The sequence below is a fragment of the Paenibacillus sp. B-A-8 genome, assembly GCF_048572915.1.
Taxonomy (GTDB): domain Bacteria; phylum Bacillota; class Bacilli; order Paenibacillales; family Paenibacillaceae; genus Paenibacillus_AQ.
Genome location: NZ_CP183882.1, coordinates 1007865 through 1029708 on the forward strand (window position 1 = coordinate 1007865; position 21844 = coordinate 1029708).

The 21844-nt window shown below is 43.6% G+C and carries 17 protein-coding genes; 11 read left to right on the forward strand and 6 right to left on the reverse strand.

Annotated elements, in window-relative coordinates; genetic code table 11:
• Nucleotides 1–27: 27 nt before the first annotated feature.
• Nucleotides 28–861, reverse strand: a complete 834-nt coding sequence (locus ACN6MV_RS04525) for a helix-turn-helix transcriptional regulator (protein WP_052414455.1) — start codon at nucleotides 859–861, stop codon at nucleotides 28–30.
• 170 nt (nucleotides 862–1031) lie between these two features.
• On the opposite strand from ACN6MV_RS04525, the gene ACN6MV_RS04530 reads away from it, so the two are divergent.
• From ACN6MV_RS04530 to ACN6MV_RS04545, 4 genes are all read left to right on the forward strand, one after another.
• Complete coding sequence (locus tag ACN6MV_RS04530; protein ID WP_419885799.1) at nucleotides 1032–3083, forward strand: beta-galactosidase; 2052 nt, start codon at nucleotides 1032–1034, stop codon at nucleotides 3081–3083.
• 180 nt (nucleotides 3084–3263) lie between these two features.
• Complete coding sequence (locus ACN6MV_RS04535) at nucleotides 3264–4238, forward strand: phosphotransferase enzyme family protein (protein ID WP_419885800.1); 975 nt, start codon at nucleotides 3264–3266, stop codon at nucleotides 4236–4238.
• Nucleotides 4239–4328: 90 nt separating this feature from the next.
• Nucleotides 4329–4877 (forward strand): GNAT family N-acetyltransferase, encoded by a 549-nt coding sequence (locus tag ACN6MV_RS04540; RefSeq protein WP_419885801.1) that lies wholly within the window; start codon nucleotides 4329–4331, stop codon nucleotides 4875–4877.
• 97 nt (nucleotides 4878–4974) lie between these two features.
• Nucleotides 4975–5961, forward strand: coding sequence for a phosphotransferase (locus ACN6MV_RS04545; protein ID WP_375104847.1), 987 nt, complete (start codon nucleotides 4975–4977; stop codon nucleotides 5959–5961).
• Here the strand turns inward: ACN6MV_RS04545 and ACN6MV_RS04550 are convergent.
• The gene (locus ACN6MV_RS04550) at nucleotides 5947–6069 is read right to left on the reverse strand and encodes a hypothetical protein (protein WP_419885802.1); all 123 of its coding nucleotides are present in this window, start codon (nucleotides 6067–6069) and stop codon (nucleotides 5947–5949) included. The genes ACN6MV_RS04545 and ACN6MV_RS04550 overlap by 15 nt on opposite strands.
• A gap of 178 nt (nucleotides 6070–6247) precedes the next feature.
• Here ACN6MV_RS04550 and ACN6MV_RS04555 point away from each other — a divergent pair, with 178 nt between their 5' ends.
• The 5 genes from ACN6MV_RS04555 to ACN6MV_RS04575 all read left to right on the forward strand — a co-directional run bounded on the left by ACN6MV_RS04555 (nucleotide 6248) and on the right by ACN6MV_RS04575 (nucleotide 12551).
• Nucleotides 6248–6751, forward strand: coding sequence for a CYTH domain-containing protein (locus ACN6MV_RS04555; protein ID WP_042124295.1), 504 nt, complete (start codon nucleotides 6248–6250; stop codon nucleotides 6749–6751).
• 103 nt (nucleotides 6752–6854) lie between these two features.
• The gene (thrC, locus tag ACN6MV_RS04560; protein WP_419885803.1) at nucleotides 6855–8243 is read left to right on the forward strand and encodes a threonine synthase; all 1389 of its coding nucleotides are present in this window, start codon (nucleotides 6855–6857) and stop codon (nucleotides 8241–8243) included.
• 261 nt (nucleotides 8244–8504) lie between these two features.
• Nucleotides 8505–9491 (forward strand): Gfo/Idh/MocA family protein, encoded by a 987-nt coding sequence (locus ACN6MV_RS04565; RefSeq protein WP_042124299.1) that lies wholly within the window; start codon nucleotides 8505–8507, stop codon nucleotides 9489–9491.
• A gap of 19 nt (nucleotides 9492–9510) precedes the next feature.
• Nucleotides 9511–10386, forward strand: a complete 876-nt coding sequence (locus tag ACN6MV_RS04570) for a radical SAM/SPASM domain-containing protein (protein WP_042124302.1) — start codon at nucleotides 9511–9513, stop codon at nucleotides 10384–10386.
• 95 nt (nucleotides 10387–10481) lie between these two features.
• On the forward strand, nucleotides 10482–12551 hold the full coding sequence (locus ACN6MV_RS04575) for a class I SAM-dependent methyltransferase (RefSeq protein WP_419885804.1): 2070 nt from the start codon (nucleotides 10482–10484) through the stop codon (nucleotides 12549–12551).
• Nucleotides 12552–12650: 99 nt separating this feature from the next.
• On the opposite strand, the gene ACN6MV_RS04580 is transcribed toward ACN6MV_RS04575, so the two are convergent.
• A complete protein-coding gene (locus ACN6MV_RS04580; protein WP_375104851.1) occupies nucleotides 12651–13409 on the reverse strand; it encodes a hypothetical protein in 759 nt (252 codons plus the stop codon).
• A 104-nt stretch (nucleotides 13410–13513) separates the two neighbouring features.
• Nucleotides 13514–14404: an AraC family transcriptional regulator gene (locus tag ACN6MV_RS04585; protein WP_419885805.1), complete on the reverse strand. Its 891-nt coding sequence runs from the start codon at nucleotides 14402–14404 to the stop codon at nucleotides 13514–13516.
• 127 nt (nucleotides 14405–14531) lie between these two features.
• Between ACN6MV_RS04585 and yicI the strand changes: the two genes are divergently transcribed.
• Together yicI and ACN6MV_RS04595 are read left to right on the forward strand one after the other, a co-directional pair.
• Nucleotides 14532–16853, forward strand: coding sequence for an alpha-xylosidase (gene yicI / locus ACN6MV_RS04590; RefSeq protein ID WP_042124310.1), 2322 nt, complete (start codon nucleotides 14532–14534; stop codon nucleotides 16851–16853).
• Between the two features lie 124 nt (nucleotides 16854–16977).
• Nucleotides 16978–18144, forward strand: a complete 1167-nt coding sequence (locus tag ACN6MV_RS04595) for an SGNH/GDSL hydrolase family protein (RefSeq protein WP_042124312.1) — start codon at nucleotides 16978–16980, stop codon at nucleotides 18142–18144.
• Between the two features lie 98 nt (nucleotides 18145–18242).
• Here the strand turns inward: ACN6MV_RS04595 and ACN6MV_RS04600 are convergent, their stop codons facing one another.
• Both ACN6MV_RS04600 and ACN6MV_RS04605 read right to left on the reverse strand, forming a co-directional pair.
• Nucleotides 18243–19904, reverse strand: coding sequence for a response regulator transcription factor (locus tag ACN6MV_RS04600; RefSeq protein WP_419885806.1), 1662 nt, complete (start codon nucleotides 19902–19904; stop codon nucleotides 18243–18245).
• Nucleotides 19901–21721, reverse strand: coding sequence for a cache domain-containing sensor histidine kinase (locus ACN6MV_RS04605; RefSeq protein WP_419885807.1), 1821 nt, complete (start codon nucleotides 21719–21721; stop codon nucleotides 19901–19903). Before ACN6MV_RS04605 ends, ACN6MV_RS04600 begins: the two co-directional genes overlap by 4 nt.
• Between the last annotated feature and the right edge of the window lie 123 nt (nucleotides 21722–21844).

Here is a 21844-nt window from a genome sequence, read left to right on the forward strand (position 1 = left end):
GGTTTTTTCTTGTTCATCGTTTAAGCATTATGATCCAAAAGCCTGTCGGTACTTTACGGGAGACATTCCCTCAAACGTTCTGAACACTTTAATAAAATAGCTGGACTGGGAAAAGCCGGATTGTATCGCAACCTGAGCAATGGAGAGTCCGGTAGAAACCAGTAGAAGCTTTGCTCTGGCCAGTCTACAATCCGTTAAATAACGGTTTGGGGTTTTCCCCATAACCATCCGGAACAGCCGAAGAAAATGATAGCTACTATACCCTGTTAGTCTTGCCATCGACTCGAGTGACCAAGGGCGGGCACATTCGACGTGTATGATATCTGCGGCACTGCGGATAGACTGCCTGACCTCGTGGGGGACGGAGCCGTGAAGCGGTTCCGAGTTCTGCAGCAATTTCACTAGAAGCTCATAGAGTAGCGCGGATAGTCTTGGCTCACTACGTGTTACATAGGAAGCGCTCAGCAAGTACATTTCCTCGAACAGCTCGTCCAGCTTGGCCTCTAAATCAAAAGTGAACAGGTATGCACGTGACTGGTCCACTTCTTCTAATAAGGGGAGTACAATTTCAGTACTAAAATGAACCCAACGAACATCCCAAGGCTCTCCGGGATCAGACCCATACTGCTGATAAGCACCTTTAGGGTAAAGAAAACCTCGTCCTCTGCTCATCGGAATACGTTCACCCTCATGGAATACATAACCTTCCCCACCAAAGATTAAATGCAGGTTATAGCTTCCCAGAAACCCTTCACTTCTTCTTTCAGTATGCTGTGGAAAGTGAGTGTAGTGCCCCAAAAATTCAGGATAACAGACATATTTTGAAAAAGCCGGTGTCGGCAAATACCATTGTTTCTTCATGATTGACAGCACCCGTTTCTATCGCGCTGCAGAGCGCTAGTTGGATTAAGGTAATTAACGCAAGATTGTTATACGATCGCAATATTTTGTTATATAAGCCTTCTTATTACTGATACTACAATAGAATTATAAAATACTGAAAGCATATTTTTAATACTTTGGAGGTAATCATGAAGAAACCTGTCGCAACAGAAAAATTCGAGCTTGGCGTCTGTTATTATCCGGAACACTGGTCGGAAAGCCTGTGGGAGGACGATTATCGCCGGATGCGGGAACTGGGCTTCACGATCATTCGGATGGGGGAATTTGCTTGGTCAATTTTTGAACCTGCTGAGGGTGAATTCCAGTTCGGACTCTTTGATCGGGCGATTGATTTAGCTCATAAAAATGGTCTGCAGGTTGTTCTCGGAACCCCGACGGCAACCCCTCCAGCTTGGCTGACCCATAAGTATCCAGAAGTATTGAACGTGACGTATGAAGGTGTTACCCTTCAGCATGGCATGCGTCGTCATTATAATTACAGTAGCCCCATATATCGGGAGCTGTGTGCAAGGATTACTGAACAGATGGTTAAACATTACGGCAATCATCCAGGTGTAGTCGGCTGGCAAATTGATAATGAGCTCAACTGCGAAATTAGTGAATTTTACTCCGAGAGTGACCATAAGGCTTTTCGGGAATGGCTGCAGCAGAAATATGTTACGCTTGAGCATTTGAACGAGGCTTGGGGAGCTGTTTTTTGGAATCAAAGCTACAGTGACTGGTCTCAGGTCTATCTTCCACGGCCTACTCCAGTATCTAAGCAGCCTAATCCCCATCAGGCTTTGGATGAAAAACGGTTTATATCGGACAATACGATCTCTTTTGCCAAAAACCAAGCGGATATCATTCGTAAACATGCTCCAAAACAATGGGTAACCACGAATGGTCTGTTCGGGCATCTCGATAGCCATGAAATGACGGATGAGCTGCTGGATTTCTTCAGCTATGATTCTTATCCGCAGTTCTCTACTATTTCTAATGACCCGAACGAGCGGAATCCGCTGAATGATAGAGGCTGGGGGCTGTCGTTATCTGTTGTCCGTTCGATTTCTCCGAATTTCTGTATTATGGAGCAGCAATCGGGGCCGGGTGGCTGGGTGAACCGGATGGATATGCCTTCTCCGAAGCCGGGACAGATGCGGTTATGGACTTATCAATCGATCGCTCATGGCGCCGATATGGTGCTGTATTTCCGCTGGCGGACAGCTACGATGGGTAATGAAATCTATTGGCATGGCATTAACGACTATCATAATCAGCCGAACCGAAGAGTACGGGAAGCGGGACAGATCGGACAAGAGCTCGCGGCGGCAGGTCAAGCACTTATCGGTACTCGTAATCAGGCTAACGTTGCTATCGTTCGTGATTATGATAATGAGTGGGATGGAGAATACGATGTGTGGCATGGTCCGTTTATGTGGAAGAGCAACAAGGAGTGGTACAAAGCGCTCCAGCGGAAGCATATCCCGAATGACGTATTCTATTTACGCAAAAAGACAATGCTGGAAGAGCTCGCACGATATGATGTGCTTATCTATCCTCACCCGGCGATCATGACAGATGAGACAGCGTCACTACTGGATGAATATGTTCAGCAAGGTGGAAAACTGATCTTCGGATGTAGAACCGGTTATAAGGATGAACGTGGTCAATGTTATATGCGTCCGTTCCCAGGTGCTGCCAGGGATCTATGCGGGATCACAGTCGAAGAATTCACAATGGTTAAAGGCAGTCGTCAACCAACAACGATTAGCTGGTCAGGTGTGGCCGAAGTGGTCACTGGGGCAGATGATTTTAATGATATTCTCCGAATTGAGGATGATTCGGCCGAAGTCATGGCGGTTTATGCTTCGGACTATTACGCGGGAAAACCGGCGGTTACGAGAAATCATCGCGGCAAAGGCGAAGTTTGGTATCACGGAGCAGTCTTTAATGAACAAGCAGCGTCTATAATCATTGATCAAATCGGTTTGCAGTCGCCAGCAGAGTGGATCGAGCTTCCAGCAGAAGTAGAGCTGCAAATTCGTAGCGCGGCTAATTCCAGTTATAATTTTTTACTTAACTATAGTGAGACGCCTGCCTCCATACATCTACATGAGACCAAAACGGATTTACTGAGCGGAACAACATTATCGGGTGAGGTTACTTTGGAAGGGTTTGGTGTATTGATTTTGCATTAATGCAATGAATAAAAGCTAATGTAATAAATAGAGTTACGTATTAGGAAACTAATATGTACCTCTATTTTTTTATAAGAGTCATCAAAGAGATAATTTAAATATAGTTATTTATTCCAACAAAATACAACGAACAACAGGTACAATATAAAGGATATTCTAGATTCAAAGGAGGGAAGTCTTGTGATTATTGAAGCTGAGAAAGTATTGTTGCAGTATTCGTTTATTGATCCAATCATTGAATTCATTAGACATAATGAGAATATTACATTTAAAGTGACCAACCAGCTGGATAACAAGAAGTACTTATTACGTATACATAAACCAATATCGGAAGGGTTCTCAGGCTTACAACATACTCGAGATGGATTGCAGTCCGAAATGTTTTTTCTGCGGGAAATCGATCAGAAGAACATACTGAAAGTTCAAAGACCGGTTGTAAATCAGAAGGGGCAGATGGTTACTGAATATAGTTCGGAGCGATTCGGTACCAGCTTGGCAACGCTTTTAGAATGGATTGAAGGCTTTACGCTTACCCAAGATGAAGACAACATTGAACAGATTGTTTATAGATTAGGTAGAAATCTTGCCAGTTTACATGAATTCTCACGAACGCTAATGCCCTTGGAGTTACATAGACCTGTATATAACGTCAAAAAGATTGATGAAACTTTAATAGAACTTGGAAAGGGAGCAGACAATGGAGCCCTTAATCAGGAGGATTACGAAGTTATTCGTAGCGTTCTACTCGTAGTAAAAGAACAGTTAGCAGAACTAGACGCTAGGGAGAACTCATGGGGATTCATTCATGCTGATTTTCAGCTGGGGAATGTCGTTGTGTCAGAACAAAACCCGATCTTAATAGATTATTGCTTATTTGGTTATGGATATTACTTGTTTGATTTGGGCTCTGCATCTTCTATGCTGAAAAGTGAGCTCCGCAAAACGCTTTTGGAGGGTTATGCTTCTAAATCTAGCTTTTCGCTAAATGAGATTCGGTACATTGAAGGACAAATATTTATGGATATTTTTATTAGTTACGTATTTTTTATTCATGATTCTGAGAGGAACGGCTGGATCAAAGAGCACGCCTCCAAAATATGCAGCACCTTATGTCAGGATTTTCTTAAGGGGAAAGAGGTATATTATTCGTTTTAGAGATGATGTGATACTCTAATGGGGAATGATAAATGAAGGGACTGAACTATGCGCAGAGATCATTATTTTTAAACCAACTATTAAAATTTAATGGAGGTAAAAATAATGTTAACTACAGAGTTACACACAGAACGATTACATTTAAGAAAAATGAAGGTTTCGGATTCGCCAAGTTTGTTTAAAGTGTGGTCTGATCCAGAGGTTACCAAGTTCATGAATGTCGATTGCTTTACTGATGAAAGTCAGGTAAAAGAGATGATACAACTGCTTGATGAATTTTCTCGAGATAACAAAGCTATTCGTTTCTCCGTAATTGAAAAGGAATCCAATGAAATCATAGGTTCTTGTGGGTATAATTTCTTAGATTTTGAAAATGAAAAAGCAGAGATTGGATATGATATTGCTAGAGCATTTTGGGGAAGCGGGTACGCTTCAGAAGCTATAAGTGCTTTGTTAGAATGCGCATTCTCAACCTTGAAGCTGAATCGAATCGAAGCAAAAGTGGAACCCGAAAACGTGAATTCAATAAAAGTCTTGCAAAAGCTAAACTTTATGTTTGAGGGAACCTTAAGAAGGTATGAAAAAGTAAACGGAAAGTTTATAGATCTCAATATGTATTCCAAATTAATAACAGACTAATTAGGTTTTATTTACAAAACTTAGATTTATCCAAAAGGTTATATTGGTCTCCATAAGGAATAAAAACTTATACACTCTAAATATAGGAGTTGACCCAATGGAGACTATATTCACAGAGGAAATGATCCTGGAAGACCTAATAAAAACATTTCATCAAAGTTTCGGTCTGAATGTAATAGAGACTACTTCAATAAAACGAGGCTGGTTAAATTTAAAGTGGAAAGTTACGACGGATGCAGGGGAATTTTTATTTAAACAATATAACAAAGAAAGATATAAATTATATAACCCAGAGGAGCTATTGTTAGCACTCTCTCAACAGATTAGATTATATGATCAAGGTCTAGCATGCCCCAAAGTGTTAACACAGAACGAAAATATTTTTCTTGAATCTGGTAATGGAGAACGTTTCATAGTGATGGCATATTGCCAAGGAAAAATAATGTCACCAGGTAAAACTAATATCCATCAAATATACGATTTAGGTCGAGCAACAGGAAAAATGCATCGATTGTTAAATGACGGGACACTTGGTATGAATAACAGTCCGCAATTTAATCCCCCAAGCCGGGAGGCGCGTTTAGCACATTGGAATGTAGTTTGGCATGAGTGTAAGGGAATTGGTAAACCTCTGCTACTTGCTGATATAGAAGCTCAAATAAAAGCTACAGAAGAAATGAATATAGAACTACTCGAACTACTTCAAACAGGATGGGCACATCGTGACCTTTGGGTAGATAATCTTTTATTTAATGATAATGGACTATCTGCAATTCTAGATTTTGATCGACTAAAATATGACTATCCGCAGCTTGATGTAGCTCGTGCTGTTATGTCTTGTGCTTTAGATGATGATTTAGATGTCTCTCTGGCTTCGGCGTTTATGGAAGGGTACAGTGAGGAACGTGAAGTGATAGAGGGCTATTTAACGCATTCATTACAGTTGTTGTGGTATATGGAAAGTACATGGTGGATTAATGCTAACAAGGATCAACATAGTATACCGCCAGCTCGCTTTGCGAAGGAAATGATTTGGCTCGCAGAAAATCAAAAAAATATGTCCTCTTTGTTAGGAAATATTTAAAATGTCCATAATTAGCAGCGACAGTCTAGGGCTTGCTTTTTCACGTCCATGACCGTCGCTGTTTCTATTATTATCCGCGCTGCCTTCTGGGTCCGGATAGCTAGACAATGAGGCCCCCCCGACAATCGTAGATCCTGAACCTGGACAGTCACAGGCTGATCGTAACAGTTTCATTTTTTGATAAAAGCATAACCTATTTCTCTGTAATCTACATTGACTTGGGTTTGTCTCACCCCTATGATGATTAGTAATATAAAATAAATGGCACGAAGAGGAGCGAAACATCATGGCTTTGGAGATCGAACGCAAGTTTCTGCTGCCGGAATTTCCGGAGCGGCTTATTCAAGAAGGCGAATTGAAGATTATTACCCGGCATAATATCGATCAGACTTATTTGGCGATAGATGGGGGCCAAGAGCTGCGTGTGCGTAAAATTACGGATCTGGACTCAGGCGAAGTAACCTACACGCATACGTTTAAGGACGGCAAAGGGATCAAACGTGAAGAAATCGAATATTTTATCTCAGAGGGTTTATATAATCAGATGATTGAGGCAGTAAATGCGGTAGCCTTGGTCAAAGAGCGGATTACTGCAGTGTGGAAGGGCACAACGGTTGAGATCGACGTGTATTCTCAGCTGAAATTGTCCGTTCTGGAGGTTGAATTTGAATCTTTAGAGGAAGCGGAGAGCTTCAAGGCACCGGAATGGTTCGGTAAGGATGTCAGTACAGAACGGCAATACAGCAACAAAACTGTCTGGAAAGAGCTACAAAATAAGACAAAGAATTAACGGACTTTAGCGCGTAAACGTGGTAGTATATAGGGAAAACAAGCAGCTATAAAGTGAAACTTATAATTTATATGTATTTATAGAGGGGTTCAGGAGGATGAGCATGAAGTATATAAGCACAAGAGGCAATGTGGAACCTAAAGGCTTTATCGATACGGTGTTGATGGGACTTGCGGATGATGGTGGATTAATGGTCCCAGCCGAGATTCCTGTCGTTTCAGCAGCTACTTTGGAAGAGTGGAGAAGTCTTAGCTACCAGGAGCTGTTCCTGAAGATCTTCGCTTATTACACTAATGATGAAATTCCTTACGAGGATTTACAGGACATGGTCAACACTAGTTATGGCAATTTCCGCACGCCGGAAGTAACGCCTATTCACCAAGTGAATGATTCCTTATATGTCTTGGAATTGTTCCATGGCCCTACTTTTGCCTTCAAAGATGTAGCGCTGCAGTTTATGGGTGAGCTGTATTCTTATATTTCCAAAAAGCAGAACAAGATCATCCACATCCTCGGAGCAACCTCAGGGGATACCGGGGCGGCTGCCATTCAGGGCGTTCGCGGTAAAGAAGGCATCAAGATCTGTATTCTGCATCCGCATGGGAAGGTAAGTAAAGTGCAGGAGCTGCAGATGACTACGGTAGATGATAGCAATGTACTGAACCTGTCTGTGCACGGTAACTTTGATGATTGCCAGAAGGTAATTAAAGATCTGTTCGCGGATCTCGACTTTAAGGGTCGCTATCATCTGCGTGCAATCAACTCCATTAACTTTGTGCGTATTCTGGCGCAGACCGTCTACTATTTCTATGCGTATCTACATGTCGATGGCAGCAGTGAGAAGAAGATTAACATTAGCGTGCCTTCCGGCAACTTCGGTAATATTTTCTCCGGATATTTGGCGAAGCAAATGGGATTGCCGATTAACAAACTGATTATTGCCACGAATGAAAATAACATCTTGGAGCGTTTCGTGAACACCGGGGAATACAAACCGGGCAGCTTCACAAGCACATACAGTCCTTCAATGGATATCCAAGTGGCGAGCAATTTTGAGCGTTATCTATATTATTTGGTAGGCGAGGATTCCGAGAAACTATCCGCGTATATGTCCAAGCTCCAAACTGAAGGTAAGATTACGGTTGAAGGCGATGCGCTTCAGCAGGTGCAGCAGGATTTTGCAGCGCTGGGTGTGAAGAATGACCAATGCTTGAATACAATCGCTAAGTATCAAAAAGAATATAACTATCTGCTTGATCCGCATACTGCATGTGGAATCGCGGCTTACGAGGCTTTTAATGGCTCGGACGAGATTGGAATTACCTTTGCGACGGCACATCCAGCTAAATTTGATGAAGCGATAACCCTGATCGATATTAAGCAGGAATTCCCGGCACAAATTAAAGCGTTGTTCGAGATGCCACAGCATCAAACCGTAGTGGATCATGACAAGGATGAAATTGTGCGTCAATTGCAGGCTTTTTATAAATAAGCAGTAACTCTATATGGCTCATAAGGCTCCTGTTCTTAAGTTAAGAATGGGAGCCTTTTTACTGCATCCTTCGACAAATCATGTCGCAGTCTACCAGGAATAGTTTCTTATCGACAAAAGATGAAGGAGTGGTGCTTTTTTTCACAAGGTGGATCTATCAGAATTTGTCGGAAATTTGTCCTGAAAAGTAGACATTACTACCCAGAGAGTGAGAAAATAGCATATAGAGATTTAGTAAGAACTAAAAAGGACGGGATTATCATGACAATTCGTTTCGGGGTCATTGGAACAAACTTTATTACAGACCGCTTCGTGCAAGCCGGCTTGGAGAATGAGGAGTTTATCCTGACAGCCGTGTACTCCCGCACAATGGAGAAAGGTCAGGCCTTTGCTGCAAAATATGCTGGAGCTACAATTTATACGAATTTGGAAGATATGGTTTCCAGTAAAGATGTCGATGCTATATACATTGCAAGCCCGAACTCCATGCATGCTGAGCAGGCGATTATGTGCTTAAATCATGGCAAGCACGTGCTCTGTGAGAAACCAGCTGCCTCAAACAGTGCGGAGCTAAGAGCAATGATTGAAGCTGCGAAGAACAATGATGTGTTGTTGGTAGAAGCAATGAAATCGACATTCATGCCGAATTTCGGAGTGATCAGAGACAATTTGTATAAAATCGGCCAAGTTCGCCGTTATTTCGCGAGTTATTGTCAATACTCATCGAGATATGATGCTTATCGGCAGGGAACGGTGTTAAATGCTTTTAATCCGGCCTTCTCTAACGGCTCGCTCATGGATCTTGGCGTTTATTGCTTGTATCCTATGGTAGTGTTGTTCGGGAAACCGAATTCTGTACAGGCTGTGGGTCTTATGCTATCTTCTGGTGTGGATGGTGAAGGAAGTATTGTTATGCAATACGATGATATGGACGCAGTTGTGATGCATTCCAAGATCGCTGATTCCTATTTACCAGCCGAGATTCAAGGGGAAAGTGGTACCATGGTGATCGATAAGATCAACCAGCCTTACCAAGTGAAGATTCAGTATCGCGATGGAACCGTCGAGGAGCTTACGCAGCCTCAGGTGTTCGAGTCTATGTATTATGAGGTTGAGGAATTTATTAACTTAATTAAGAACGGTGACCGGGAAAGCAGAATTAACACGCATGCGAATTCCTTGGCGGTAGCAGAGGTTATGGAGGAAGCCAGAGCACAAATCGGCCTCCGCTATGCCGCAGATCTATAAATAGAATGGGGAGCAGCACTTGAAGACTTTTAAAAAGGTATACATTGAGATAACAAGCGTCTGCAACCTGGCCTGCAGCTTTTGTCCACCAACCGCCCGAACAAAGAATTTTATGAAGCTCGATACTTTTAATACGATATTAGATGAAATTAAGCCACATAGTAATCATATTTACCTTCACGTAAAAGGTGAGCCATTGCTGCATCCCAAGATTGGTGAGCTGCTGGATGCGGCACATGCCAAAGGGTTCAAGGTCAATATTACTACCAATGGTACGTTAATTCATAAGGCTGGCCCTAAGATTCTAGGCAAACCTGCATTACGACAGATGAACTTCTCTCTGCATAGCTTTGACGGGCATGAAGGATCTGAGAACCGCGAAGGGTATTTGTCGGAGATAATTTCTTTTGTACGGGAAGCCTCCGCGCAAGGGGTCATTATTTCCTTCCGGCTGTGGAATTTAACGGAGGATAATCTGACCAATCTGGAGAAAAATCGGAACCGTGAGACCCTTGCTGTGCTGGAGGAAGCCTTTAACCTTGATTTCAAGATCGAAGAAAAGGTTGTACCTGGCAGCGGCGTCAAGGTTGCCCCACGGGTATATCTCAATCAGGACCATGAGTTCCGTTGGCCTGCACTGAACGAGCCGGAAGATGACGGAAAAGGGTTCTGTCATGCGCTGCGCAGCCAAGCGGCAATCCTTGTGGATGGTACCGTTGTACCGTGCTGTCTGGATGGTGAAGGCGTCATTAACCTCGGAAACATTCATGAGACTCCGTTCTCAGAAATCGTAGAGGGTGAACGAGCGAACAATCTATTTTACGGGTTCTCTCGTAGAGAGGCGGTAGAAGAGCTGTGCCGCAAGTGCGGATATCGGCAACGGTTCGGAACTTAAATGTGTGAATGCAAACAGAATCGGGACATGGGTATTTCATGAGTCCTGGTTCTGTTTTTTATTATCATCTCCGCTTTGGAGCGAAGGAGGAGTATATGCTGAAATCGTTGGAAGCTATCACCTTATACCGTGAAGGCGTGCAAGAACATTTAGAAGATCATCTCTGGCTGAAGCTTATTGTTCAAGCGGAGGAGCAAATTGTAAATCTGGAACGTGTGGCAACTTTGGAGGAGCTGGACCACAGGAATTCTGTGCTGGACTATGTGGAACGCAGTCTGAGGATTCTGAATCAACTTCCCTGTTCGATTTGGGTAAAAGAGCTTGTAGAAGAAACATTAATTTGGTCAGAATCGGCTAAAGGTGGCACATTGAAGGAGCGCTTACTTTGGCAGGAGGAAGGCATTAACTGTTTTGTACATAATATTGGTTCCGCTCAGTTATATGAAAGGCATTTGGGCAGGACAGTCTCCGAGAAAGGCACAATGGTTCAACGACTTATTGAAACCCATGGGCTAATAGGACAGCAAATTCGTGGGGAGGTCCCACCAGAAGTGAATAAGCCGCTGCATGAGATTGTGGAAGCGCAGCTGCTGACGGCGGAGGAACTGGAACGGTTGTTGACGGTACTTAATCAGTGCGTTATCGGCGCTGTGTCCCCCGAGCTCTGGCTGAGTGTAGAGCATGAAGTGAAACAGCTTATCGCTCTGATTTCATCCGGTGAACTTGCTAGTCCAATGCCGATGAAAGAAAGACTGCGCAGAATGCGGCTGGGTCCGATCTCCAGGGGGGAGGATTTCACTACGGAATGGGCAAAGCTTATGCACGAAGGCTTCCATGCGGAACGATTGGACGCCTTAAGTAAGATTATCTTCTGGTATGTGGAATCTGCACTGCAGACCTTTTCGCTGGAGCAATTTCTGAAGTTGATGATACTTGCTGCTCATAGGGCCCAGAATGAATCCCTAAATCATATCAGCTTCGAACATGTCATGAACAGCATTTACTACGACTACAAGGGTGTTAAGAAGATCAACGTTTATAAGAAGCGGATTATCGAAAAATATTTATCGGAGCTTACATGGGAGGAAATCGAACAAGGGACTTTGCCTGCTGAGAACCCGCATCTAATGCTTCGTCAATATGCTAAGGAGCATCTGCCAGACACGGTGTTTTTCCAGTTCCAATTCTCGGCAGCAGCAGAGAAGCTGATTGAATTTTGTATGGAAGCTGAAAAGTCGCCTTTGTATGAACGTGCAGTATTGCTGTTGTTCGACCTGTTCGAGCTGCGGAGGGACGCATTCGACCGTTTTCATAATGAAGATACCTACTTAAGTCAGATGAATAATACAGCAGATTATAAAGCCGTAATTCTGGAGCATGTTACTGGTCAAAAAGTGCTCGATATCGGTCCGGGCGGCGGTGTGCTGCTGGATTTGTTGGAAGAGCGTATGCCAGATGTCACCCCTATCGGCATTGATATATCGAGCAATGTAGTGGAAGCTCTGCGGCAGCGTAAGCAGCGGGAAGGTCGTCAGTGGGAGGTCCTTCAGGGAGATGCGCTGAACCTTAAAGATTTCGTGGTGGCTGGAACAGTGGACACGGTAATCTTCTCTTCCATCTTGCATGAGCTATATTCTTATGTGCCGTTTAATGGTAAAAAGTTCAATCATGACACCGTCTCCGCAGCCCTGCGAAGTGCCTTTGATGTATTGTCAGCAGGTGGGGTTATCATTATTCGTGATGGGATTATGACCGAACCCCCATCATTGCTGAGGAGAGTTCGCTTTCTGGAAGAGGACGGTCTGGTGTGGCTGGAGCGATATGCGAAGGATTTTGCCGGACGTCAGATTCAGTATCAAAGATTAGAGGCGCAAGAAGTTCTTATGCCCGTTAATGATGCCATGGAATTTTTATATACGTATACTTGGGGCGAAGAAGCTTACATTCATGAGGTCCAAGAACAGTTTGGATACTTTACCCCTACGGAGTTCGCCTCATTTATTGAGCAGAATTTAGGAAAGCAGGCGAAGATTGAAGTCTTCCGGCATTACTTGCAAGAAGGGTATACCGAAGCACTGTGCGACAGAGTAAGATTCATGGATGAGAGCGGACAGGAAGTGGCCTTGCCAGACAGCACCTGCTTTATCGTGATTCGGAAGGAATAGTTGAACAATAACATCATCTGCATTTAAAAAAGCAATCGGTAGACCCTTTGATGTAGTAGAGGTCCGATTGCTTTTTCTATATAGAGAATTTTGTCTTTGTTAGATTAGTATTTCTAGCTGCGACTTATCAGAATCTTCGGCTAAACGCTGAATTCCTTGGTAGGTGGCTAATTTCTCAGTCCGTTCCTGATCTTTAATTTTATCTCCGGTGTCTTTTATGGTATCGCCTAACGTTTCATTCATTTCCGATATTCTATCTTCGATTTTGGATAACTGCTCACGTTTGGCTGTTGCAGAATGAGTAGAACGAGCTTCATCCGATTCGATTTCCTTGGTCAGAACTCTTGCCTCGCCATGCATCTTAGAATGGGTGGAAGAAACTACCTCCATTTGTGAAACATTTTGGCTTATAGCAACAATCGTATTCAATCTTTCGTTTTGTGTCTCTTGCTCGGTTTTAGGTTCATCCGATAGATCTTCTTTTTGAGCTTTTTCTAAGTTCTTTTGTTGCTCTTCAAAGGTGTACTTCGCAATTTGTTGGTCAATTGTTTGGAGCTGCTTGTCGAAGTCCTTAAGTTGATCTTGAATTGAATCCAGACTGTGAGAGCTTTGGGTAGTTCTTTCAATCAAGCTGTTCTTGCTATCGATGATACTCTGTTTTTGTTTAAGTAGAGAATCAACCATTCCGCTCATTTTAGATTGATTTTGAAAAGCTGCTTTTGCAGATTTGCTTATCGATAAGTGGTCTCCGCTACCACTTGTCTTGCTGTTTGAATTTATGGTTTTATCGTTAGTTTGGTGACTAACAGCTACATTAAGTCTCGTTCCCATAGCAGAGGTCATATTCGTTATATGCATGGCTCATTCTCCTCCTACGACGATAAGATCTATCTATAATATATCGGTAGATGAACAGGAAGAATTAATAAAGAGAGCCATTAGCTAAGTCGAACAACAAGATGTCAACGGGACCCCTTCCTAAACTCCGAAGGCGAGCATTTCATCGCTCTGCGAAACACTTTAATAAAATAGCTTACATTATCAAATCCGACTTCGAATGCAATGTCGGATATTTTTCTGTCGCTTTGTTGCAGGAGATCGGCGGCTTGGCGAATGCGATAAGAGTTAATGTAATCCACTGGAGTCTTTCGGGTCATCTCTTTGAAAAAACGGCAGAACTGTCCTTCACTCATGGGAATCAGCTCAGAGAGGTCTCGAGTTCGAATCGGCTCCTGATAGTTATCCTGAATATAGAGAATAATCTTCTTAAGACGATTGATCTTAGTAGTATCAGCGTCATCCAGCTGGCTGCGGTTAACAAAACGATCTTCTGGAGCAATCTGGGAGAGCATGATGAGAAGTGTGCCTTTAATAAAAGCTTCAAAACCGGGGGATTTTGTAGCGTAGGCGTCCATCATACGTTCTAAGTGTTGCAGAAGTTCTTGTTGCCATTGCACAGCTGATGTAAGGTGGCGAGGAAAGCTCTGTCTTTTCTCCTGAAGGGGTAAAATGGCATTTTGCTGGATCGCATCATATTGAGCGCTAGCCAACAGATCAGGGAGAAACACAAGTGCGCAGAATCTGCAGGGAGTATCTTCATTCAGAACATAGGCGGCATGAATATCACCGGACTCGATAAATACAGCCTCGCCGGCCTTAAGAGGGAAATATTCGGTGTCTACCTGAAACAGAATCTCTCCTTCTAGCAGCATAAAAAACTCCGCTTCTTCATGCCAATGGGTATCGAGTACATGTGTTCCTGCAGGTAATTCGATCCAATAAGCTGCAAGCGGAAACATGCTATCGCCATGCACTCTGTCTTCTTTTAGCAAACTCTGGGTTGTACGGTCCATAAATGTCACTCCTTTCGGATAAAACATCAAAATAGTGTTATAAATGAGCTATATAGTATTAGTTTTGTGTATTTTTTATCGGTATAATGCAACTATAAACACCAAATTGAAAGGTGGCAAGTACACAATGAAATTTACTGATGGTCTCTGGCTGGTGCGTGATGGTATCACGATTAACGGCGCAGTTCAAAATTATGTTGTAGAAAAGACTCCAGAAGGATTAACAGCAATTACTCAAACGACTCCAATCACAGGACGTTCAGCAACGCTGAATTCAACCCTGCTTACTGTTAAATTTCATTCCCCGCTTCCAGGTGTGGTAGGGGTTAAGATTATTCATCATGATGGCGTACAAGAACGCGGTCCAGTCTTCGAACTTACGAAAGGTACTGGAGATCACGTTAAGATTGAAGAAAACGATTCCGAGACTGTGATGATCAGCGGAGGACTTCGGGTAGTGATTCGCAAAGGCCAGCAATGGGCTGTGGATTTCTATCGTGGAGACGAGAGAATTACAGGCAGCGGTTTCAAGTCCATGGCTTATATCACGGATCAAGACGGCAACACGTATATGCGTGAAGAGCTGGATCTCGGTGTAGGTGAATTCGTATATGGTTTGGGTGAGCGCTTTACCGCTTTTGTAAAGAATGGACAGACCGTAGATCTTTGGAACAAAGACGGTGGTACTAGCTCCGAGCAAGCTTATAAGAATGTTCCTTTCTATGTAAGCAGCAAAGGCTACGGCGTATTTGTTAACCATCCTGAGCTGGTTTCTTATGAAATCGCTTCGGAAAAAGTGAAAAAAGCGCAATTCAGCGTATCTGGAGAAAGCCTAGAATACTTCGTGATTGATGGTCCTACCATTAAGGAAGTTATCAGCAACTATACATCACTCACTGGCAAGCCTGCACTTCCGCCAGCATGGACATTCGGCCTGTGGCTGACGACTTCTTTCACTACCGACTACGATGAAGCAACCGTAAACTCCTTCGTAGATGGTATGGCAGAGCGCGATTTGCCGCTGAGCGTATTCCACTTCGACTGCTTCTGGATGCGTGAATATCAATGGACCGATTTCCAGTGGGATGAGCGCGTATTCCCTGATCCGGTAGGTATGCTAAAACGCCTGAAAGATAAAGGCCTGAAAATTTGCGTATGGATCAACTCTTATATCGGCCAACGTTCCCGCTTGTTTGAAGAAGGTAAGAAGAACGGTTATCTGCTCAAAAAACCTAACGGCGACGTTTATCAATGTGATTTGTGGCAAGCGGGCATGGCGCTGGTGGACTTCACTAACCCTGCAGCTTGTGAATGGTATGCCGGCTATCTGCGTGATTTGGTAGATATGGGCGTAGACAGCTTCAAGACAGACTTCGGCGAACGTATTCCTACAGATGTAGTGTACTTCGACGGATCTGATCCGATGAAAATGCACAACTATTACACTCAACTGTACAACAAGGTTGTATTTGAAGTGTTAGAAGAGAAGCTTGGTAAGAATGAAGCGGCATTGTTCGCACGTTCTGCAACTGCCGGTGGCCAACAGTTCCCAGTTCACTGGGGCGGTGACTGCTACGCAGATTATGAATCCATGGCAGAGAGCCTTCGCGGTGGATTGTCCCTAGGCTTGTCCGGTTTCGGCTTCTGGAGTCATGATATCGGCGGCTTTGAGAACACTGCTCCTGCGCATGTATTCAAACGCTGGCTGGCGTTTGGACTATTGTCCAGCCACAGCCGTCTGCATGGTAGTACTTCGTACCGTGTGCCTTGGGCTTATGATGATGAAGCTTGTGATGTTACCCGTTTCTTCACGAAACTCAAATGCAGCTTGATGCCTTATCTGTATGATGTAGCAGGACAGGCGCATGAACATGGCTGGGCTTCTATGCGGGCTATGGTTATGGAATTCCCGGAAGATCCTACTTGCGAAGTATTGGATCGTCAATACATGCTAGGTGAATCCTTGCTTGTAGCTCCTATCTTCCAAGAAAACGGAGAAGTGAAATACTACTTGCCGGCTGGTCGTTGGACGCACCTGCTTAGTGGTGAAACTGTACAAGGCGGATCATGGCGTAAAGAGAAATATGATTTCTTCAGTCTGCCATTATTCGTTCGCCAGAATTCCTTGCTGGCAATCGGCAGTGTGGATAATAAACCGGATTACGATTATGCGAATGGCGTTAAATTTGGCCTGTATTCGCTTGAAGATGGCACTAGCACTACTGCAACGGTTCGCGATCTTAAAGGTACTCCTGAATTGACTGTGAAGGCTGACCGTAAAGGCAGTATCGTAACAGTTACTGCAGAAGGCGGCGGTAAAGAATTCTCGCTTTCTCTTAAAGATCTCGGAACGATCGCTGCTGTAGAAGGTGCAGAGCAAGTAGATGAAACTACAGTAAAAGTAAACGCAGGTGCGAAATCCGTATCGTTTACAATTACACTGAAATAAGCTCGTTTCTCAAAGCATATTGATATAGCCATAACCTCTCTTGTAAACTGGGTGGACGATCCGTTCCCTGGTTTATAAGAGAGGTTTTAGTGTTACAATCTTATTGAATGACGGGGGAAACAATATGAATGCTAATTTAACTAAGGGAAGTGGAGTATTGAACCAGACGGATTATACCTCAGCAACGGTTCTTTCAACCGCAGCGAATTTTATAATGAATAGGCAAGAACCGTTTACACATACCTTCAGGACATATATTCGTTTGAGGGAAAATGGTTCGTTGAAGCTAAAATTTTGGCATAGTAACGCGGTCGATTCTACATGGGATCAAGGGCAAGAAGCTGTAGGCAGTGAACCTGGAGGTGACTGGGTGATCGAGACAGCTTATATCGCTGACGGTGGAACCGTACCAGACGGAACGATTACCGAAAAGACACAACATGCGCTTACTTTTGAAGGTAATGTCTCTAAAGCCGTTTCGGCTGGCGAATGCTTCTGGAGTGATGAGGCAAGCATTGATCTGCCGGAGGGTCATTACTTAGCGTTTACATGGACGATTAAGACGCTCACAGCGGGTAAATCGATTCCTTTCAATGTAGAAGGGATGCTGGCAACAGCCTATGACGCGCCCGGAAATCTTACTGTGCAGGAATCAGCGGAAGGTTTCACAGAATCTGATAAGCTGTTAGTTCTGCCAAGTTTTATCGGATATAAGAAATCTGTTAACAAGAGACTAGTATTCTTGGGTGATTCAATTACTCAAGGTGTGCGGACATTAAAGGATGAGTACGAATATTGGGTAGCGAGAATTGCTGATGGTCTTGGTACAGATATTGGTGTATGGAATATCGGCTCGGGCTGGGCTAGAGCTTATGATGTTGCCGCGGATGGTCCATGGCTTAACAAGGCTAAACAGAGTGATGAAGTAATGATCGTACTCGGAGTAAATGATATTGATATTGGCTGCCGTTCGGCGGATGAGCTTCTTGGTGATTTGACGACTATTATTTCTAAGATCAAGGCTGAAAATGCAGAAGCAAGTATTATTCTAAGTACAGTACCACCGTTCAATTTTCAGGGTGAAAGAGAAGAGACTTGGCGCAAGGTGAATCAAGAGATATTGACCAATCCGCCTATAGGCGTGAGCCGTGTGTTTGATATAGCAAGCCTATTGTCGTTACCTGCACCAGATGATCACCGGATCAGACCGGAATATATGAGCGGAACAGACGACCCGCATCCGAACGGATTAGCCGGTACGACAGTTGCGGACGCCTTCTTAAAAATATAAGTAAGAATAAGTTTCACGCTATACATTATCCTTATACTTCTACGAGAAACGGTTGTCTTCCATAAAGGATGACAACCGTTTCTGTAGAGTGATATTAATCAAATCTTAATCTGGTTTCGGTAGTCCTTGGGTGAAGTACCAACCTGTTTCTTGAATACCTTGCTAAAGTATTTCACATCATGAAATCCGACCATTTCAGAAATTTGCGACAGCTTCAAACGAGGGTTCTGCAGCAGCAATTTAGCTTTATCTATCCGCATATTAACGATGAAATCGGAAAAATTAATGCCGTATTCCTGTTTGAACCGACGCGAAATATATTCGCGGCTAACAAAGAACTTTCCGGCAATCTCCTGTAAGGAGAGATCAGAGGCGTAATTGAGTTCGATATATTTCACGATATCATGCATAGGATTGTTTTCTTTAGCTTGTTTAGCGGCAATCACTTCTGACATACGCTGCATCAGCTCAAATGACCAGTCACGCCAGGCAAATAAGGAGAACGAGTAACCATTCGTATAAGGAGCTGTGTGAAGCTGGTCGGCCTGTTCTAACTCGGCTAGTGCGCTATCGGCATCAGGACCTAACGTTTCCCGTACCAACTGGGAACGAAATAAGAGTGCATCATTCTTCCACGAGTTTAGGATCTCCGGTGTAACCATTCCGCTTCGGCTAAGCTCGTCCACCCAGTGCTGCGCTGCCGAGGACAATACATCAGGGCTTCCACTAATGACTGCCATTTTCCAATCTTCCTTCACATGAGCAAAGATCGTAGGCGATGCATTTCCGTGAATTTCTGTCTTCGTGGTTTCATTCCGCTCTTTAAACTCTTCGGAGGAAGTGGAAAAATGGCAGTAATCCTCATGTATTAATAAATTTCGACGTTGTAAGGCTTCGGCTACTTCTGCACGCTGATAAGGTAATTGCTTAGGCAGGTTGCCGATGCAGCTAATCCCGAAATGCATTCTTACCTGCAGAGTAGCGTAGATACCTTGATTAATTCTACCTATAAGCTCAGCAACGGACGTTTGAATATCCCACAGAATAATAGCAATTTCCGAAGGGCCTCCCCAGTAACGAAAAGCCACACCCTTATACTGTCCTTGTAAAAATTCATTGCAAATATTTACGATAGCGTAGTTCAGGAGACCGGTGTCTCCTCCAAAACGTTTTAGCAGGAGACTATTTCCTGTGTCGGTTTGCACCAGTATTAGGCGTGAATAGTGGACATTTTCCGGGATAATGCCATCGCTACGCAATCTTCGGAGAGATGTTTCCGAGTTGATCGGATCATCGATTAGTGCGGATAGCAGCTTTTCTCCATAGATGGGCTTGAACTCATTAAGCTGGATGCTCTGCTTCTGGCGTTCGCTACGGTCAGCTTCCTCTGAACGCCAGGCAGCCACTGCCTTAGCGACTGCTACATTAATTGCTTCTGCCTCAATGGGCTTAAGGATATAATCGATTCCGCCATGACGTACGGTCTGGCGCACGAACTCAAAATCATTATGTCCGCTGACCACAATGAATTTGATGTTGCCGGCAAATTCGTTAACCCATGTCATTAATTCTACGCCATTACCGGATTCCATCATCATGTCCATAATGACCAAGGCTGGTTTCGCTTGCCGAATGATCTCAATAGCTTCATTTCCGTTTCCGGCTTCCAGAATTTCATCTATTTGATGTGCGTCCCAGTCGACAAGAAGTCTAACAGCTTTTCTAACTCTCGCCTCGTCATCAACAATTAACGCCTTCATATCGTCTCACGCTCCGCTATAATGTCTATTTCCAGTCTTACAACCACTCCACCTGCTCTGAGGTTGTCCACCGTCAAGATGGCGCTATCTCCGCATACGAGCTTGAGCCGAGCCAGAACGTTCGGCAGACCAATACCAGATCCAGTAGCTTCCTTGTCTTGCTCTGTATTTCTTAATAAATCTATATCTGTTCTAGTGGAATGTTGAAGCTTCTGCCGCAAAAGATCCAGTTTCGTTGAAGGAATAGCATTTCCGTTGTTTTGAATACAGATTTCCATTCGCTTGTCGCCCAATTTGGCCGCGGTGATCTCAACAAATCCGTCTGAGCGGGAATGGTTAAAACCGTGTTTAAAATAGTTTTCTACAATAGGCTGCAGAATCATCTTAGGCATAAATGTCTCTAAAAGAGCTTCCTCCATATCGTAACGGAAACTGAATTTATTTTCAAAACGTTCCTTCTGTAGTTCGATGTAAGCTTTGACATGATCCAGTTCATCCTTAACCGTGACAATCTTCTCCTCATTGTACATGCTGTAGCGCATCATTTTCGCTAGTGCAGAAAGAAGAGAGTAGATTTGGGGTACTTTAAGCTCCAAGGCAAGCGTACCGATGATCTGCAAGGTGTTGTTAAGAAAATGCGGATTGATTTGCGCTTGCAAAGCCCGCAATTCATTCGTTTTATTAGTTAATTCCAGCTTGTATTCTCTTAAGATCAGATTGTTGATCGTATCCATCATACTGCGGAACCGTTCTGTAACGACACCGATCTCGTCTTTGCCCATGGGGCGGATATCGATATCAAGCTTCCCGGTCTGGACCTGATTCATATAGCGGGTCAATTGCTTAATCGGGGCGGTGATTCGAAAAGAGATTAGGATCGTTAGCGTTGTAATTGTAATCAGCAGCAGGACCATCAGTGCTATATTGATCGTTGCCGCCTCATTGGCTTCTCGGAAAAGATAAGATACGGGAATCTGCTTCACCAGCGTCCAATTCAACCCTGGACCTTCTATATTCTGGTAAATAAACATAGCTTTGTCCTCTTCAAAGTATCCTTGTGAGCTTTGCTTGTCCCTGATATTCGTATCGTACCAAGCTGTATTCAGTTTCTTGCCGTATTCTTCACTATTGTCCCCGTATACAATGTTTCCGTTGCCATCCAGCAGCCAGATTTTCTCCTGCTTCTGATCATATAACTGACTGATGATGTCGGTTAGAGCCGTTAGCTTGACATCAATCGACAGGTAGCCAAGCGCTTTTGTGGTAGGGACTCTTTCGATTCTTCTGTGTAAGGTAAACACTGGCTCCGGTATAAATTGCGGGATCGGTGCCGTTAGGCCGTAGCTATGACTTAAATGCGTACTCTGTAAGGATACCGCAGAATCGGTAGTGATCTTGGAGTCAGGATAAGGTGGAACACCCTGCCAACGTTTCGGTGTATTTTGGGTGAGCAGAGTGGCTTTGCTGTCCTTGACACCGTATAAATAGACCTGAGATATGTCAGGCATAGATGATGAAATGTAATTCAGAGAAGAATAAATTCGTGCATTTGCTAGCATATCCTCGTATCCGGCTTCGAGTGATCTATAGAATTCTGAGTCTGAATAGACGATAAGGGAGAGTCGATTGATTTCCTGAATCAGACTTTCGATATTTTTAGTGCCCTGAAAGAGAAGGTTCGTATTCTCATCTACTGCTCTTGTTCGTAAGGACTGGGTACTAAAGTGATAACTTATAAACATCGTGGTCATAATACAGATTAACGTTGGGAGTAGGATAAAAAAGATCATTTTTGTGCGAATCGTGTTCCATTTCATCGAAATTTGTCACATCCGATCAATATTTTACACCTGAAAGATCACTTTCGTAGGTGTGAGGTGCGCTCAAAAAAACAGATAATATGTGTATAAAGCATAAACAAGTAAGTGAGCAAAAGAAAG

Bases quoted from the DNA above. Each gene is read 5' to 3' on its own strand.
- ACN6MV_RS04555 (WP_042124295.1), top strand. From the start codon at position 6,248: ATGGCTTTGGAGATCGAACGCAAGTTTCTGCTGCCGGAATTTCCGGAG.
- ACN6MV_RS04525 (WP_052414455.1), bottom strand. From the start codon at position 861: ATGAAGAAACAATGGTATTTGCCGACACCGGCTTTTTCAAAATATGTC.
- ACN6MV_RS04545 (WP_375104847.1), top strand. From the start codon at position 4,975: ATGGAGACTATATTCACAGAGGAAATGATCCTGGAAGACCTAATAAAA.
- ACN6MV_RS04565 (WP_042124299.1), top strand. From the start codon at position 8,505: ATGACAATTCGTTTCGGGGTCATTGGAACAAACTTTATTACAGACCGC.
- yicI (WP_042124310.1), top strand. From the start codon at position 14,532: ATGAAATTTACTGATGGTCTCTGGCTGGTGCGTGATGGTATCACGATT.
- ACN6MV_RS04530 (WP_419885799.1), top strand. From the start codon at position 1,032: ATGAAGAAACCTGTCGCAACAGAAAAATTCGAGCTTGGCGTCTGTTAT.
- ACN6MV_RS04600 (WP_419885806.1), bottom strand. From the start codon at position 19,904: ATGAAGGCGTTAATTGTTGATGACGAGGCGAGAGTTAGAAAAGCTGTT.
- ACN6MV_RS04580 (WP_375104851.1), bottom strand. From the start codon at position 13,409: ATGCATATAACGAATATGACCTCTGCTATGGGAACGAGACTTAATGTA.
- ACN6MV_RS04605 (WP_419885807.1), bottom strand. From the start codon at position 21,721: ATGAAATGGAACACGATTCGCACAAAAATGATCTTTTTTATCCTACTC.
- ACN6MV_RS04540 (WP_419885801.1), top strand. From the start codon at position 4,329: ATGGAGGTAAAAATAATGTTAACTACAGAGTTACACACAGAACGATTA.
- ACN6MV_RS04595 (WP_042124312.1), top strand. From the start codon at position 16,978: ATGAATGCTAATTTAACTAAGGGAAGTGGAGTATTGAACCAGACGGAT.
- ACN6MV_RS04575 (WP_419885804.1), top strand. From the start codon at position 10,482: ATGCTGAAATCGTTGGAAGCTATCACCTTATACCGTGAAGGCGTGCAA.
- thrC (WP_419885803.1), top strand. From the start codon at position 6,855: ATGAAGTATATAAGCACAAGAGGCAATGTGGAACCTAAAGGCTTTATC.
- ACN6MV_RS04585 (WP_419885805.1), bottom strand. From the start codon at position 14,404: ATGGACCGTACAACCCAGAGTTTGCTAAAAGAAGACAGAGTGCATGGC.